We start from the raw sequence: 14,907 nt of genomic DNA, 5'->3' as shown, positions 1-14,907 counted from the left end.
CCTGGCGGACCCGGTCACGGGCCAGTGGGCGGGCGATTCCGAGTGATGCGGGACAGTTCGGCGCCGCCGGGCCCGGTCATCGCGGGGACGGCCGGGCGCTCACGGGGGCCGTGTCACTCGCGCTGCCCGTACCCCCGTAGCCGCTCCCCCGCCTCGGCCACCTGTTCCGGCGACAGCAGGGTCGGGGTCAGGCCCGGCACGGAGGACGCCGTCAGCCACAGGCGGCACATCCATTCCAGCTGGGCGGCGCGGTCGTAGGCCTGGTCCAGGGTGGTGCCGTAGGTGATCGTGCCGTGGTTCCGCAGGAGCCAGCCGGCGCGGTCGGCGAGGGCGTGGAGCATGTTCTCGGCCAACTCCTCGGTGCCGTATGTCGCATACGGGGCAACTCGGACGGCACCGCCGAGGGCGCCGGACATGTAGTGGATCGCCGGGAGCTCCGGGACGAGCGTCGAGACGGCCGTCGCGTGGACGGCGTGGGTGTGGACGACGGCGCCGGCGTCGGTGGTGCGGTAGATCGCGAGGTGCATGGGGAGTTCGCTGGTCGGGACGAGCGAGCCCAGGACCCGGCGGCCGTCGAGATCGACGCCGGTCACGTCGTCCGGTGTCAGCCGGTCGTACGGCACACCCGAGGGCGTGACCAGCACGGTGTCGCCGACGCGTACGGAGACGTTGCCGGAGGTGCCGACGACGAGTCCGTCGGAGACGGTGCGGCGGGCGGTGGCGACCAGTTCCTCCCAGGCGGGCACCTCCTCGGCGCGCACACTCCGCCGCCACGGCTCCGGCACATCCTGTGCGCCCTCTCCGGCGCCCCGTCCGTCCCGCCGGTCGCGTCGCTGCTCAGCCATGCCGCGATCCTGTCAGGTGGGGCCGCCGAACACGGCCGGGCGGGGGCACTTTAGGGCGGAGGCCAGGCGTCCGGAAGGTCACAAATGCGGATACTTCCCCCTCTGTGACGGCTTGGCCGTAGAGCGCCGGGCATGCGCGGAGCTTCCGGTAATCTCTGCCTGTTTTGTCGTGCACGTCGCCATTCCGGGGGGAAATATGGCCCGTGATCGCACACCTTCCCGTCACCGCGGGCGCGGCCGCGTCCTTGCCGCGTCCGTGGCAGCGCTCACCCTCGCGGGGACCGCGCTGGCCGAGTTTCCGGCGTCGGCGGCCGGTAAACCCAAGGGGCACGACGTCTCCTCGCATCAGAAGAACGTCGACTGGCAGAAGGCGAAGTCCAAGGGGGCGAGGTTCGTCTACGTCAAGGCGACCGAGTCCCACTCCTACCGCAATCCGTACTTCGACCAGCAGTACAGCGGCGCGCGCGACGCGGGCCTCATCCGCGGGGCCTATCACTTCGCCCTGCCGGACAAGTCGTCGGGCAAGACGCAGGCGGCGCACTTCGTACGCAACGGCGGCGGCTGGAGCGCGGACGGCTGGACGCTGCCGCCGGCGCTCGACATCGAGTACAACCCGTACGACAGGAAGCACAAGTGCTACGGCCTGAAGAAGGCCAGGATGGTCAGCTGGATCAAGTCCTTCAGCAACGAGGTGAAGCGGCTGACCGGGCGCCGCCCGGTGATCTACACGACCGCCCACTGGTGGAACACCTGCACCGGCGGCAGCGGCGCCTTCGCCTCGAACCACGCGCTGTGGGTGGCCCGTTACAACGCGGCGGACGCCGGGGCGCTGCCGGCCGGATGGGGGTACTGGACCATCTGGCAGTACGACAACGGCGGCAGCCTGCCGGGTGATCAGAATCTCTTCAACGGGTCCCTGGCACAGCTGAAGAAGTTCGCCCGGGGCTCGTAATCGTGCGGCGGTCGGGCCGCGCCGGAGGATCGGAGGGGAATCCCTCGGTTCCAGACACCGTGCGGCCCGCCTCAGTTCACCTTCCGTTCACCCTGGTTACTTACGTTCGACGAGCCAATGACGCTCGAACGATTGCCTGGGTAAATGGAAAACTTCTCGCTGATCCTCGCGATTGTGGTAGTAACCGCACTTGCGTTCGATTTCACGAACGGTTTTCACGACACCGCCAACGCGATGGCCACCACCATCTCGACCGGTGCGCTCAAGCCCAAGGTCGCGGTGGCCATGTCCGCCGTGCTGAACCTTGTGGGCGCCTTCCTCTCCGTGGAGGTCGCCAACACGATCTCCAAGGGTCTCGTCGACGAGAGCGGCATACGTCCCGAGGTCATCTTCGCCGCCCTGGTCGGCGCGATCCTCTGGAACCTGCTGACCTGGCTGGTCGGACTCCCCTCCAGCTCCTCGCACGCCCTCATGGGCGGTCTGATCGGTGCCACCATCGCCTCCGCGGGCATGGGCGCGGTCCACGGTGACGTCCTGGTCACCAAGGTCCTGATCCCGGCAATCGCGGCGCCCATCGTCGCGGGCCTCGCCGCGATGCTCGCGACCCGCCTCTCCTACTCCATGGGCAAGAAGGCCGACGGCAAGGCCGCCGCGAAGGGCTTCCGCGCCGGCCAGATCGCCTCGGCGGGCCTGGTCTCGCTGGCCCACGGCACGAACGACGCGCAGAAGACGATGGGCATCATCACCCTGGCCCTGGTCGCCGGCGGCGCCGTCGCTCCCGACTCCGACCCGCCCACCTGGGTCATCCTCTCCGCGGGTCTCGCCATCGCGCTCGGCACCTACCTCGGCGGCTGGCGCATCATCCGCACGATGGGCAAGGGCCTGACCGACCTCCAGCCGCAGCAGGGCTTCGCCGCCCAGACCAGCGCGGCCACGGTCATCCTCGCCTCCTCGCACCTCGGTTTCTCCCTCTCCACCACGCACTCGGTCTCCGGTTCGGTGATGGGCGCGGGCCTCGGCCGCAAGGGCGGCGTCGTCCGCTGGTCCACGGCGACGCGGATGTTCGTGGCGTGGGGCCTGACCCTGCCGGCCGCGGCCGTGGTGGGCGCGCTGGCGGAGTGGGTCACCGGCTTCGGCGACTGGGGCACGGCGGTCGTGGCGGTCTTCCTGATCGCCTCCAGCGCGGCGATCTGGAAGCTCTCGCGCCGCGAGGTCATCGACCACACGAACGTCAACGACAGCGACGAGGAGCCGGCCGGCGTGGTGACGACGGCGATCGCCGCGGTCACCCCTCCCCCGGCGGGCACGGTGACCGAGGACCTCACGGCCACGATCCCGGCCCCGGCCGTCGCCCCGGAGCCCGCCGCTCCGCCGGCCGCCGTCTGAGCCCGCCGCACCCAGGAACGAAGGAATCACCGACATGAAGATCGACTGGGAAGCGCTGAGTTCCGTCTTCGGCGTCAGCCTCGTGGTCACCGTGGCCCTCGTGGCCCTGTTCACCCTCGGCATCATGGGCCTGACCCGCCAGGAGCGGGCCACCGCCCAGGGCGGATCCGCGGCTCTCGCGGTCACCGGCGCATACGCCTGCTTCGCGGCGTGCGCGGCGGCGGTGACGTACGGGATCTATCTGATCGTCGCCTGACGCGACGAGCGAACACCCCGTGGGGTGCGGGACGGTTCACCGTCCCGCACCCCAGGTTTTTGTCGCGCCCGCAACCCCCCGTGTGTGGGCCTCAGCACACTCTCCCGTCCCAGGTCAACGGCAAGTTGACGGCCCTTCCGGGCCCGTGGTGGACTGCCGGGGCCATGTACGACGGCAGAAGAGGAAGCCGGTGGAAGTCCGGCGCGGTCCCGCCACTGTCACCGGGGTAGATAGCCCCGGGAGCCAGGAACTCTCGTCGTCGGTCTCGTCGAACCAGGGCGTGGACACCCTGAGTGAGGACATATCGCCATGCTCGCCTGCCGTTTGAGATACCGCACCAGGTCGCTGTCCGACGCCACGGCCGGCTGAGCCGATGCGTGCCGATCGCGTCTTCGCGTACGGCGCCGCCGCCGGACTTCTCGGTGACCTGCTGCTCGGTGATCCACGCCGGGGGCATCCGGTCGCCGTGTTCGGGCGGGCCGCTGGTGCCGTGGAGCGCGTGTTGTGGCGGGACCACCGGGGGTGGGGGGCCTTGCACACCGCGGTGTGCGCCGGGGGCGCCGTCGTGCTCGGAGCGGTGGCGCAGAAGGCCGTACGTCCCTCCCCCGCCGCCTCCGTCGCGCTGACCGGTGTCGCCACCTGGGCCGTCGTGGGCGGCACTTCGCTCGTGCGCGAGGCCCGCACCATCGGGCGGGCCCTGGAAGTCGGGGACGTCGAGGCGGCGCGGGAGCGGCTGCCTCATCTGTGCGGGCGGGATCCGCAGGCCCTCGACGCCGACGGGATCGCCCGGGCCGTGGTCGAGTCCGTCGCCGAGAACACCTCCGACGCCGTCGTGGGGGCCCTGGTGTGGGGAGCCGTCGGTGGGGTGCCCGGACTGCTCGGGTTCCGCGCCGTCAACACCCTTGACGCCATGGTCGGGCACAAGTCGCCGCGGCACCGGCGGTACGGCTGGGCTTCGGCGCGGCTCGACGACGTCGCCGGATGGCCGGGGGCCCGGCTGACCGCCGTACTGGCCGCCGTCGCCGGGAGCGATCCGCGGGGGGCACTGCGGGCCTGGCGCGCCGACGCAGATAAGCATCCGAGCCCCAACGCCGGGCCCGTGGAGGCCTCGTTCGCCGGGGCCCTGGGCGTGCGGCTCGGCGGGACCTTGTCGTATGCGGGGCGTGTCGAGCACCGGCCCGTGCTGAATCAGGAGGGGCGTTCCGTGGAGGTCCAGGACATCGAGCGGGCCGTACGGCTGTCCCGTCGCGTCGGTCTGCTCGCGCTCGGCGCCAGTGCCGCCGCGCGGGCCGCTCTCCGGGCGCGTGCGTCATGAGCGGCGGTGGGCTGCTCGTCGCCGGCACCACGTCCGACGCGGGCAAGAGTGTCGTCACCGCCGGGATCTGCCGGTGGCTGGTACGGCAGGGGGTCAAGGTCGCGCCCTTCAAGGCGCAGAACATGTCCCTCAATTCGTTCGTGACCCGCGAGGGCGCCGAGATCGGGCGGGCGCAGGCCATGCAGGCCCAGGCCTGCCGTGTCGAGCCGACCGCGCTCATGAACCCCGTGCTGCTGAAGCCGGGTGGCGAGCAGAGCAGTCAGGTCGTGCTGCTCGGCAAGCCGGTCGGTGAGCTCAGTGCGCGCGGGTACCACGGGGGACGCCAGCAGCAGTTGCTCGGCACCGTGCTGGACTGTCTCGCCGAACTGCGGGGCACGTATGACGCGGTGATCTGTGAGGGGGCCGGCAGTCCTGCCGAGATCAATCTGCGGCGGACCGACATCGTCAACATGGGCATCGCCAGAAACGCCCGGCTCCCTGTCCTCGTCGTCGGCGACATCGACCGCGGAGGCGTCTTCGCCTCCTTCTTCGGGACCGTCGCGCTGCTCTCGCCGGAGGACCAGGCCCTCGTCGCCGGGTTCCTCGTGAACAAGTTCCGCGGCGATGTCAGCCTCCTGGAGCCCGGGCTCGACATGCTCCACGGCCTCACCGGGCGGCACACGTACGGCGTGCTGCCCTTTCAGCACGGGCTCGGCATCGACGAGGAGGACGGGCTCCGGGTCTCCCTGCGGGGGACCGTACGGGAGTCGAACACGGCCCCGCCCGTCGGCGAGGACGTGCTGCGGGTCGCCGTCTGCGCGATTCCCCTCATGTCCAACTTCACCGACGTGGACGCCCTCGCCGCCGAACCGGGCGTCGTCGTGCGGTTCGTGGACCGGCCGGAGGAACTGGCCGACGCCGACCTCGTGGTGATCCCCGGGACCCGGGGGACGGTCCGGGCGCTGGAGTGGCTGCGGGAGCGGGGACTCGCGCGGGCCATCGAGCGCAGGGTCGCCGAGCAGCGGCCCGTCCTCGGCATCTGCGGTGGCTTCCAGGTCCTCGGTGAGCACATCGAGGACGAGGTCGAGAGCCGGCAGGGGCATGTCGAGGGGCTCGGCGTGCTGCCTGTGCGGGTACGGTTCGCCCGCGAGAAGACCCTCACCCGGCCGGAAGGCGAAGCCCTCGGCGAGCACGTCGCCGGGTACGAGATCCACCACGGGGTCGCCGACGTCAGCGGCGGAGAAGCCTTCCTGGACGGCTGCCGGGTCGGACAGACCTGGGGCACCCACTGGCACGGCTCGCTGGAGTCGGACGGATTCCGGCGGGCCTTCCTGCGCGAAGTGGCGGCCGCCGCGGGCCGCCGCTTCGTACCGGCCCCCGACACGTCGTTCGCCGCGCTGCGCGAGGAGCAGCTCGACCGGCTCGGCGACCTCATCGAACAGCACGCGGACACCGACGCGCTGTGGCGGCTCATCGAGTCCGGCGCGCCGCAAGGACTGCCTTTCATTCCACCGGGAGCGCCTGCATGAGCACTGTGTTGTTGTTGTCGACCGCCGACACGGACCTGCTGGCGGCCCGCGCCGCTTCCGGTGCCGACTACCGGATCGGCAACCCGACCCGCGTGGACGTCGCCGAGGAGCTGCCCGCGCTCGTCGAGGGCGCCGACATCGCCGTCGTACGGCTGCTCGGCGGCAAGCGCGCCTGGGAGGACGGGCTGGCCGCGCTGAAGGCCGCCGGTGTCCCGACCGTGCTGCTGGGCGGCGAGACCGTTCCGGACGCCGAGTTGATGGCCGAGTCCTCGGTGCCGGCCGGTGTCGTGGCCGAGGCGCTCAGATACCTCGTCGAGGGCGGCCCCGCCAACCTGACCGAGCTGGCCCGGTTCCTGTCCGACACCGTCCTGCTGACCGGTGAGGGGTTCGACGAGCCGCAGAAGATGCCGGAGTACGGCGTCCATGGCGAACGGACCTTTGTGGAAGGCCGCCCGACCATCGGCGTGCTCTTCTACCGGGCCCATGAACTCAGCGGCAACACCGCCTTCGTGGACACCCTCTGCGACGCCGTCGAGGCACGCGGCGCCAACGCCCTTCCCGTGTACTGCGGTTCGCTGCGCGGCGCCGACGCGGAGTTCTACGAACTGCTGACCAAGGCCAACGCCCTCGTCGCCACCGTCCTCGCCGCCGGCGGCACCCACGCCTCGCAGGCCTCGGCCGGCGGTGACGAGGAGGCCTGGGACATCGGGGCCCTGGCCGACCTGGACGTGCCGGTGCTGCAAGGACTCTGCCTCACCTCGTCCAAGGCCGCCTGGGACGAGTCCGACGCCGCCCTCTCCCCCATGGACGCGGCGATGCAGGTCGCGATCCCCGAGTTCGACGGGCGGCTGATCACGGTTCCCTTCTCCTTCAAGGAGCAGGGTCCGGACGAGGTCCCGGTCTATGTCGCCGACCCCGAGCGGGCCGCGCGCGTCGCCGGCATCGCCGTACGGCACGCCCGGTTGAAGCACAAGCCGAACGCCGAGAAGAAGCTCGCGCTCGTCTTCACCGCGTACCCGACCAAGCACTCACGCGTCGGCAACGCGGTGGGACTGGACACGCCCGTGTCGGCGGTGCGGGTGCTGGACGCGCTCCGGGACGCCGGTTACGTCGTCGAAGGGCACCCCGACAACGGTGACGAGCTGATCCACCGGCTCATCAACGCCGGTGGCCACGACGTGGAGTGGCTCACCGAGGAGCAGCTGGCCGCCGCGCCCGCGCGCGTGCCGCTGGCCGACTACCGGGCGTGGTTCGACAAGCTCGACCCCGAGCTGCGGAACGGCATGCTGGAGGCTTGGGGCGAGCCGCCGGGCAACCTGTACGTCGACGGCGACGACATCGTGCTCGCCTCCCTCCAGTTCGGGAACGTCGTCGTGATGATCCAGCCGCCGCGCGGCTTCGGTGAGAACCCGATCGCGATCTACCACGACCCGGACATGCCGCCGTCGCACCACTACATGGCCGCCTACCGGTGGCTGGACAACAGCTTCGGCGCCGACGCCGTCGTCCACATGGGCAAGCACGGCACGATGGAGTGGCTGCCCGGCAAGGGCCTCGGACTCAGCGGGGGCTGCGCGCCGGACGCCGTCCTCGGTGAGCTGCCGCTCATCTACCCCTTCATCGTCAACGACCCCGGTGAGGGCACCCAGGCCAAGCGCCGCGGGCACGCCACCGTCGTCGACCACCTGGTACCGCCCATGGCGCGTGCGGACACCTACGGCGATCTGGCCAAGCTGGAGCAGCTCCTCGACGAGTACGCGCTCGTCTCCGACCTGGACCCGACGAAGGCACCGGCCGTGCGGGCGCAGATCTGGACGCTGGTGAAGGCCGCCGAGCTCCATCACGACCTGCATGTCGAGGACCAGCCGGACGACGACGCCTTCGACGAGTTCGTCATGCACATCGACGGCTATCTGTGCGAGATCAAGGACGTGCAGATCCGCGACGGACTACACATCCTCGGCGGGGGCCCGGTCGACGAGGCACGGGTCAACCTCGTGCTCGCCGTGCTGCGCGCCTCACAGGTGTGGGGCGGGCAGGCGAACGCGCTGCCGGGACTGCGGGCCTCCTTCGCGGCCCATTTCGGGCTGGTCGAGAAGGAGTTGCTCGCCGAGCCCGGGGCGCCGGTGAAGGTGCCGGTGGAACTCTCCGACCTCGTCGAGGGCCCGTCGCGTACGGCCGCCGACGCGATCGACCTGCTGGAGCAGCTGTGCCGGCGGGTCGCGGAGGGGATGGAGGCGCGGGGCTGGGACGCCGCGCTCGTCCCGGCTCTCGTCCGTGGTGTGCTCGGCACCGAACTCCCGGACGCGGTCGCGGTGCTGGAGTTCGCCTGCAACGAGGTCGTACCGCGGCTCGCGAAGACCACCGACGAGATCGGCCACATCCTCAAGGCGCTGAACGGCGGTTACGTCCCCGCCGGTCCGTCCGGCTCCCCCACCCGCGGTCTCGTCAACGTGCTCCCGACCGGCCGCAACTTCTACTCGGTGGACCCCAAGGCCATTCCGTCCCGGCTCAGTTGGGAGGTCGGGCAGTCGCTCGCCGACTCGCTGGTGCAGCGGTATCTCCAGGACACCGGCGAGTACCCGAAGTCCGTCGGCCTGACGGTCTGGGGTACCTCCGCGATGCGCACCCAGGGCGACGACATCGCCGAGATCCTCGCGCTGCTGGGCTGCCGTCCGGTGTGGGACGAGGCCTCGCGGCGGGTGACCGGCTTCGAGATCATCGGCCTGGAGGAACTGGGCCGTCCCCGTATCGACGTGACGGTCCGTATCTCCGGCTTCTTCCGGGACGCGTTCCCGCACGTGGTCGCGCTGATCGACGACGCCGTCCGCAAGGTCGCCGAGCTGGCCGAGCCCGCCGACCGGAACTTCGTCAAGGCCCACGCCGACGAGGACACCGCCGAGCACGGTGACCGGCGGCGCGCGACGGCCCGTATCTTCGGCTCCAAGCCGGGTGCGTACGGCGCGGGTCTGCTGCCGCTGATCGACGCGCGCAACTGGCGGTCGGACGCGGACCTCGCCGAGGTGTACGCCGTCTGGGGCGGTTACGCCTACGGGCGCGGGCTCGACGGGCGGGCGGCGCGCGGGGACATGGAGACGGCGTTCAAGCGGATCAACGTGGCGGCGAAGAACGTCGACACCAGGGAACATGACATCGCGGACGCGGACGATTACTTCCAGTACCACGGCGGCATGGTCGCGATGGTGCGGCATCTCACCGGCGCCAACCCGGAAGCGTATGTGGGTGATTCGGCCACTCCGGACCAGGTGAAGACCCGCACGCTGGGAGAGGAGACGCACCGGGTCTTCCGGGCTCGCGTCATCAACCCGCGTTGGATGAGCGCCATGAGGAGGCACGGGTACAAGGGTGCTTTCGAGATGGCAGCGACCGTGGACTACCTGTTCGGCTACGACGCCACGGCGGGCGTGGTCGACGACTGGATGTACGAGAAGTTGTCTGCGGAGTACGTCTTCAACGCGGAGAACCAGGACTTCATGCGCAAGTCCAACCCTTGGGCGCTCAGGGGCATCACCGAGCGGCTCCTTGAGGCGGCGGACCGTGGCCTGTGGGCGGAGCCGGACCAGGAGACTCTGGAACGGCTCCGCGCGACCTACCTCGAACTTGAGGGCGACCTGGAGGGAGACGCATGAGGCCCCTCCGAACCCCCGCGTCGGCAGGGAGCACGTCATCCCGCGCAGTGCCCACGGGTTTGACTTCGGACCACCCCCGCGTCAGCGGGGAGCAGGCTTCGACCGTGACAGCTGGGCAGCTGCGGCGCCCACACCTGAGTCCTGAAGCACTCGAAGGAGTGATCGCCGCGTGAGTACCCCCTTTCCGTTCACGGCCGTCGTCGGACAGGACGACCTGCGGCTCGCGCTGCTTCTCAACGCGGTGAGCCCGGCGGTCGGCGGCGTGCTGGTGCGCGGCGAGAAGGGCACCGCCAAGTCCACGGCCGTGCGGGCCCTCTCGGCACTGCTGCCGGAGGTGCCGGTCGTCGCCGGGTGCCGTTTCTCCTGTGATCCGGCCAAGCCGGACCCCGCGTGCCCGGACGGGCCGCACGAGGCCGGCAACGGCGTCGAGCGCCCCGCCCGCATGGTCGAACTCCCGGTCGGCGCCTCCGAGGACCGGCTCGTAGGGTCGCTCGACATCGAGCGGGCGCTCGCCGAGGGCGTGAAGTCCTTCGAGCCGGGCCTCCTCGCGGACGCGCACCGCGGCATCCTCTACGTCGACGAGGTCAACCTGCTCCACGACCACCTGGTCGACCTGCTGCTGGACGCGGCGGCGATGGGCGCGTCGTACGTCGAACGTGAAGGTGTCTCCGTACGGCACGCCTCGAAGTTCCTGCTCGTCGGCACCATGAACCCCGAAGAGGGCGAGCTGCGGCCGCAGTTGCTCGACCGGTTCGGGCTGACCGTCGAGGTCGCGGCCTCGCGGGAGCCGGACCAGCGGGTGGAGGTCGTACGGCGGCGGCTGGCGTACGACGACGATCCGGGCGCGTTCACGGCGCGTTGGGCGGACGAGGAAGTTTCCGTACGTCAACGGATCGCCGGCGCGCGGGAGTTGTTGCCGTCGGTGCGGCTGGGCGACGGTGCGCTGCGGCAGATCGCGGCGACCTGCGCGGCGTTCGAGGTGGACGGCATGCGGGCCGACATCGTGATGGCCCGGACGGCCACCGCGCTGGCGGCCTGGGCGGGGCGGACCGAGGTGCTGGCGGAGGACGTGCGGCAGGCCGCGCTGCTCGCGCTGCCGCATCGGCGCCGCCGTAATCCCTTTGACGCGCCGGGACTTGACGAGGACAAGCTCGACGAGACGCTGGAGGAGTTCTCCGGCGACGGCGAGGGCGACGAGGACCCCGATCCGGACGGGCCCGGCGGGGGTGGCGGTCAGCCGCCCTCCGAGGGGCCGCAGGACGACGGTTCCTCCGGTGCTCAGCCCGAGGCCGGTGACGGCGGTGAGCCGCAGGCCGGCGGTGCCGGTGCGGGTGAGCAGTCCGCCGTACGGGCTGCCGAGCCCTTCCGTACCAAGGTGCTCAGCGTGCCGGGGCTCGGGGACGGGGCCGCCGGGCGGCGTTCGCGGGCGCGGACCGAGCACGGCCGGACGACCGGTGCGCGACGGCCTCGAGGGGCGCTGACCAAGCTGCACCTGGCGGCGACGGTGCAGGCTGCCGCCCCGCATCAGCGGGCGCGCGGGCGGTCCGGGCCCGGCCTCGTGGTGCGCCGGGACGATCTGCGGCAGGCGACGCGGGAGGGGCGTGAGGGGAACCTCGTGCTGTTCGTCGTGGACGCCTCCGGGTCGATGGCGGCGCGGCAGCGGATGAGTGCGGTGAAGGGAGCCGTGCTGTCGCTGCTGCTGGACGCGTACCAGCGGCGGGACAAGGTGGGGCTGGTGACGTTCCGGGGTTCGGCGGCGGATGTGGCGCTGCCGCCGACGTCGTCCGTGGACGCGGCCGCGGCCCGGCTGGAGACGTTGCCCACCGGTGGGCGGACGCCGCTCGCCGCCGGACTGCTGAAGGCCCATGACGTGCTGCGGGTCGAGCGGCTGCGGGATCCCGCGCGGCGGGCGCTCGTCGTGGTCGTGACCGACGGTCGGGCCACCGGCGGGCCCGAGCCGGTCGCGCTGGCTTCGCGGGCGGCCCGGCTGTTCGCCGCCGAGGGGGTTGCCTCCGTGGTCGTCGACTGTGAGTCGGGGCCGGTGCGGTTGGGGCTGGCGGGGCAGCTCGCCGGTGAACTGGGCGGTACCGCGGTCACATTGGACGAGCTGCGGGCGGACTCCATCGCCGGGCTCGTGAAGGACGTACAGAGGAGGGCCGCGTAATGCCTCAGGGGCAGCCGAGTGTGGTGCCGGACGACGGCCTGACCACGCGTCAGCGTCGTAATCGGCCTTTGGTGGTCGTGCATACGGGGATCGGCAAGGGGAAGTCGACCGCCGCCTTCGGGCTCGCGCTGCGGGCCTGGAACCAGGGGTGGCCCATCGGGGTGTTCCAGTTCGTCAAGTCGGCGAAGTGGAAGGTCGGCGAGGAGAACGCGCTGCGGGTGCTCGGCGCCAGTGGCGAGGGTGGCTCCGTCGACTGGCACAAGATGGGTGAGGGCTGGTCCTGGGTCCAGCGCGACCAGCAGATGGACAACGAGGAGAAGGCCCGGGAGGGCTGGGAGCAGGTCAAGCGGGACCTGGCCGCCGAGACGTATCAGCTGTACGTGCTCGACGAGTTCGCCTATCCCATGCACTGGGGGTGGGTGGACACCGATGAGGTGATCTCCGTGCTGCGGGACCGGCCGGGCACGCAGCACGTCGTCATCACCGGGCGGAACGCTCCCGAGAAGCTGGTCGACCTCGCCGATCTCGTGACCGACATGTCCAAGGTCAAGCACCCCATGGATGCCGGGCAGAAGGGGCAGCGGGGTATCGAGTGGTGATGTCCTCGTCCGTTTCCGTTCCTCGGCTGGTCATCGCCGCGCCCTCGTCGGGCAGCGGCAAGACCACCGTGGCCACGGGGTTGATGGCCGCGTTCGCCGCGCGGGGGCTTGCCGTGTCTCCGCACAAGGTGGGTCCCGACTACATCGATCCCGGGTATCACGCGCTCGCCACCGGGCGGGTGGGGCGGAATCTCGACGCGTATCTGTGCGGGTCCGAGTTGGTCGGGCCGCTGTTCGCGCATGGGGCGCGCGGGTGTGACATCGCCGTCGTCGAGGGGGTGATGGGACTGTACGACGGGGCCGCGGGGGAAGGTGAGCTGGCGTCCACGGCTCATGTGGCGAAGTTGCTCCGGGCGCCGGTGGTGCTGGTCGTGGACGCGTCGTCGCAGTCGCGGTCGGTGGCGGCGCTGGTGCACGGGTTCGCCTCCTGGGATCCCGAGGTGCGGGTCGGGGGCGTGATCCTCAACAAGGTCGCGTCGGATCGGCATGAGGAGTTGTTGCGGGAGGCGTTGGACTCGGCCGGGGTGCCGGTGCTCGGGGTGTTGCGGCGGGTGGCTCAGGTGGATACGCCGTCGCGGCATCTGGGGTTGGTGCCGGTCGCCGAGCGGCGGGCGGAGGCGGTGGACGCGGTGGCGGCGATGGCCGCGCAGGTTTCCGCCGGGTGTGATCTTGAGGCGCTGGTGGGGTTGGCGCGGGGTGCGGGTGTGTTGTCCTGTGCGGCCTGGGACGCGGCTGAGGTCCTGGCTTCTTCGCCCCCTCCGCCCCTTCCCGTCCCGACCCTGGGGGCTGCGCCCCCAGACCCCCGCTTTCGGCCCGAAAGGCCTCGTCCTCGAACTCCCCCAGAGGGGGCACCCCCGGACGGGCTGAAGGCCCCGGTGGTCGCCGTTGCCGGTGGGTCCGCGTTCACCTTTTCCTACGCCGAGCATGCCGAGTTGCTCATCGCTGCCGGGGCCGTCGTCGTGGCGTTCGATCCGCTCCGTGACGAGCAACTGCCTGACGGTACCCGTGGGTTGGTCATCGGGGGTGGGTTTCCCGAGGTGTATGCGTCCCAGTTGTCCGCCAACGAGCCGCTGCGCAAGGCCATCGGGGAGCTCGCTCTCAGCGGTGCTCCCGTGGCCGCCGAGTGTGCCGGGCTGCTCTATCTGTGCCGGGAGCTCGACGGGCTGCCGATGTGCGGGGTGCTCGACGCTTCCGCGCGGATGAGCGAGCGGCTGACGCTCGGGTACCGGGATGCCGTGGCCGTGAGTGACAGTGCCCTCGCCGTCGCCGGGACCCGGATGCGCGGGCACGAGTTTCATCGGACCGTCGTCGAGCCGGGCTCGGGGGCGACTCCCGCCTGGGGTGTGCGCGCCCCTCAACGGCGGGTCGAAGGTTTCGTACAAGAAGGGGTGCACGCGAGTTATGTGCACACGCACTGGGCGTCGCAGCCCGGTGTCGCCCGTCGGTTCGTGGAGAGGTGCCGGACGTCATGAGCAGCAAGCTGGTCGGGGTCGGGGTAGGGCCCGGTGATCCGGAGTTGGTGACCGTCAAGGGCGTCAACGCTCTGCGGGCCGCCGATGTCGTCGTCGTGCCGGTGATGGCTGCGTTCGATGGAAAAGATGGCGGGGAGCGGGGGCGGGCCGAGGCGACGGTCCTGCACTACGTGGGTCAGGAGAAGGTCGTACGGGTCGTGTTCGCGCTGAACGAGCGGACCGACCGGGCCCGGCGCGAGACCGCCTGGGACGCCGCCGGGGAGCGGGTCGCCCAGCTGCTCGCCGAGCACTCCTGTGTCGCCTTCGCCACCATCGGTGATCCGAACGTGTACTCCACCTTCACCTATCTCGCGCAGACCATCGCCGAGCTCGTGCCGGGGACCGTCGTGGAGACCGTGCCGGGCATCACCGCCATGCAGGATCTCGCCGCCCGTTCCGGTGCCGTGCTCACCGAGGGGACCGAGCCGCTGACCCTCGTGCCGGTGACCGCCGGGGCCGCGGCGCTCAAGGAGGCCCTTGCCGGGCCCGGGACCGTGGTGGCGTACAAGTTCGGGCGGCAGGCGCAGGAGGTCGCCGAGGCGCTGCGGGAGACCGGGCGGATCGACGACGCCGTATGGGGGTCCGCGCTCGGGCTGCCGGAGGAGTCGGTGCGGCCTGCCTCCGAGCTCGGCGAGGCCGCGCTGCCCTATCTCTCCACACTTATCGCGCCCGCCCCGCGCGGCGGCGGTCGGGGCGGCAAGCTGTGACACCCCCCGGTCCG

11 protein-coding genes and 1 riboswitch are annotated in these 14,907 nt (G+C 71.2%); of the genes, 10 read left to right on the top strand and 1 reads right to left on the bottom strand.

Features of this window, described 5'->3' with window-relative positions; translation table 11 throughout:
* Positions 1-113 precede the first annotated feature (113 nt).
* Positions 114-845, bottom strand: a complete 732-nt coding sequence (locus QF037_RS35975; RefSeq protein ID WP_307032497.1) for a class II aldolase/adducin family protein — start codon at positions 843-845, stop codon at positions 114-116.
* 196 nt (positions 846-1,041) lie between these two features.
* Here QF037_RS35975 and QF037_RS35970 point away from each other — a divergent pair, with 196 nt between their 5' ends.
* From QF037_RS35970 to cobI, 10 genes are all read left to right on the top strand, one after another.
* A complete protein-coding gene (locus QF037_RS35970) occupies positions 1,042-1,797 on the top strand; it encodes a lysozyme (RefSeq protein ID WP_307032495.1) in 756 nt (251 codons plus the stop codon).
* A gap of 144 nt (positions 1,798-1,941) precedes the next feature.
* Positions 1,942-3,183, top strand: coding sequence for an inorganic phosphate transporter (locus QF037_RS35965; protein WP_307032493.1), 1,242 nt, complete (start codon positions 1,942-1,944; stop codon positions 3,181-3,183).
* 34 nt (positions 3,184-3,217) lie between these two features.
* Positions 3,218-3,439, top strand: a complete 222-nt coding sequence (locus QF037_RS35960) for a hypothetical protein (protein WP_307032491.1) — start codon at positions 3,218-3,220, stop codon at positions 3,437-3,439.
* Between the two features lie 132 nt (positions 3,440-3,571).
* Positions 3,572-3,711, top strand: a riboswitch (cobalamin riboswitch).
* A 101-nt stretch (positions 3,712-3,812) separates the two neighbouring features.
* Positions 3,813-4,754 (top strand): cobalamin biosynthesis protein, encoded by a 942-nt coding sequence (locus QF037_RS35955; protein WP_307032489.1) that lies wholly within the window; start codon positions 3,813-3,815, stop codon positions 4,752-4,754.
* The gene (locus QF037_RS35950; protein ID WP_307032487.1) at positions 4,751-6,262 is read left to right on the top strand and encodes a cobyric acid synthase; all 1,512 of its coding nucleotides are present in this window, start codon (positions 4,751-4,753) and stop codon (positions 6,260-6,262) included. The genes QF037_RS35955 and QF037_RS35950 overlap by 4 nt, the downstream gene beginning before the upstream one ends.
* Positions 6,259-9,912 carry a cobaltochelatase subunit CobN gene (cobN, locus tag QF037_RS35945; protein WP_307032485.1) on the top strand — a complete coding sequence of 1,218 codons (3,654 nt, stop codon included), beginning with the start codon at positions 6,259-6,261 and terminating at the stop codon, positions 9,910-9,912. The genes QF037_RS35950 and cobN overlap by 4 nt, the downstream gene beginning before the upstream one ends.
* A 169-nt stretch (positions 9,913-10,081) precedes the next feature.
* Entirely contained in the window at positions 10,082-12,076 is a 1,995-nt protein-coding gene (locus QF037_RS35940; RefSeq protein ID WP_307032483.1) for a putative cobaltochelatase, read from the top strand.
* Positions 12,076-12,675: a cob(I)yrinic acid a,c-diamide adenosyltransferase gene (gene cobO / locus QF037_RS35935; RefSeq protein WP_307032481.1), complete on the top strand. Its 600-nt coding sequence runs from the start codon at positions 12,076-12,078 to the stop codon at positions 12,673-12,675. Before QF037_RS35940 ends, cobO begins: the two co-directional genes overlap by 1 nt.
* Positions 12,675-14,147, top strand: a complete 1,473-nt coding sequence (locus QF037_RS35930) for a cobyrinate a,c-diamide synthase (RefSeq protein WP_307032479.1) — start codon at positions 12,675-12,677, stop codon at positions 14,145-14,147. The genes cobO and QF037_RS35930 overlap by 1 nt, the downstream gene beginning before the upstream one ends.
* On the top strand, positions 14,144-14,893 hold the full coding sequence (gene cobI, locus QF037_RS35925; protein ID WP_307032477.1) for a precorrin-2 C(20)-methyltransferase: 750 nt from the start codon (positions 14,144-14,146) through the stop codon (positions 14,891-14,893). The genes QF037_RS35930 and cobI overlap by 4 nt, the downstream gene beginning before the upstream one ends.
* Positions 14,894-14,907 lie beyond the last annotated feature (14 nt).

It is taken from the genome of Streptomyces canus (assembly GCF_030815415.1).
GTDB classification, from domain to species: Bacteria; Actinomycetota; Actinomycetes; order Streptomycetales; family Streptomycetaceae; genus Streptomyces; species Streptomyces canus_F.
Note: the sequence above shows the minus strand (reverse complement) of the source record. Positions and strands in the feature narration are given on the sequence as shown.

Excerpts from the sequence above, each read along its gene's own strand:
- QF037_RS35955 (WP_307032489.1), top strand. The coding sequence starts at position 3,813 with ATGCGTGCCGATCGCGTCTTCGCGTACGGCGCCGCCGCCGGACTTCTC.
- QF037_RS35975 (WP_307032497.1), bottom strand. The coding sequence starts at position 845 with ATGGCTGAGCAGCGACGCGACCGGCGGGACGGACGGGGCGCCGGAGAG.
- cobO (WP_307032481.1), top strand. The coding sequence starts at position 12,076 with ATGCCTCAGGGGCAGCCGAGTGTGGTGCCGGACGACGGCCTGACCACG.
- QF037_RS35965 (WP_307032493.1), top strand. The coding sequence starts at position 1,942 with ATGGAAAACTTCTCGCTGATCCTCGCGATTGTGGTAGTAACCGCACTT.
- QF037_RS35960 (WP_307032491.1), top strand. The coding sequence starts at position 3,218 with ATGAAGATCGACTGGGAAGCGCTGAGTTCCGTCTTCGGCGTCAGCCTC.
- QF037_RS35930 (WP_307032479.1), top strand. The coding sequence starts at position 12,675 with ATGTCCTCGTCCGTTTCCGTTCCTCGGCTGGTCATCGCCGCGCCCTCG.
- cobI (WP_307032477.1), top strand. The coding sequence starts at position 14,144 with ATGAGCAGCAAGCTGGTCGGGGTCGGGGTAGGGCCCGGTGATCCGGAG.
- QF037_RS35970 (WP_307032495.1), top strand. The coding sequence starts at position 1,042 with ATGGCCCGTGATCGCACACCTTCCCGTCACCGCGGGCGCGGCCGCGTC.
- cobN (WP_307032485.1), top strand. The coding sequence starts at position 6,259 with ATGAGCACTGTGTTGTTGTTGTCGACCGCCGACACGGACCTGCTGGCG.
- QF037_RS35950 (WP_307032487.1), top strand. The coding sequence starts at position 4,751 with ATGAGCGGCGGTGGGCTGCTCGTCGCCGGCACCACGTCCGACGCGGGC.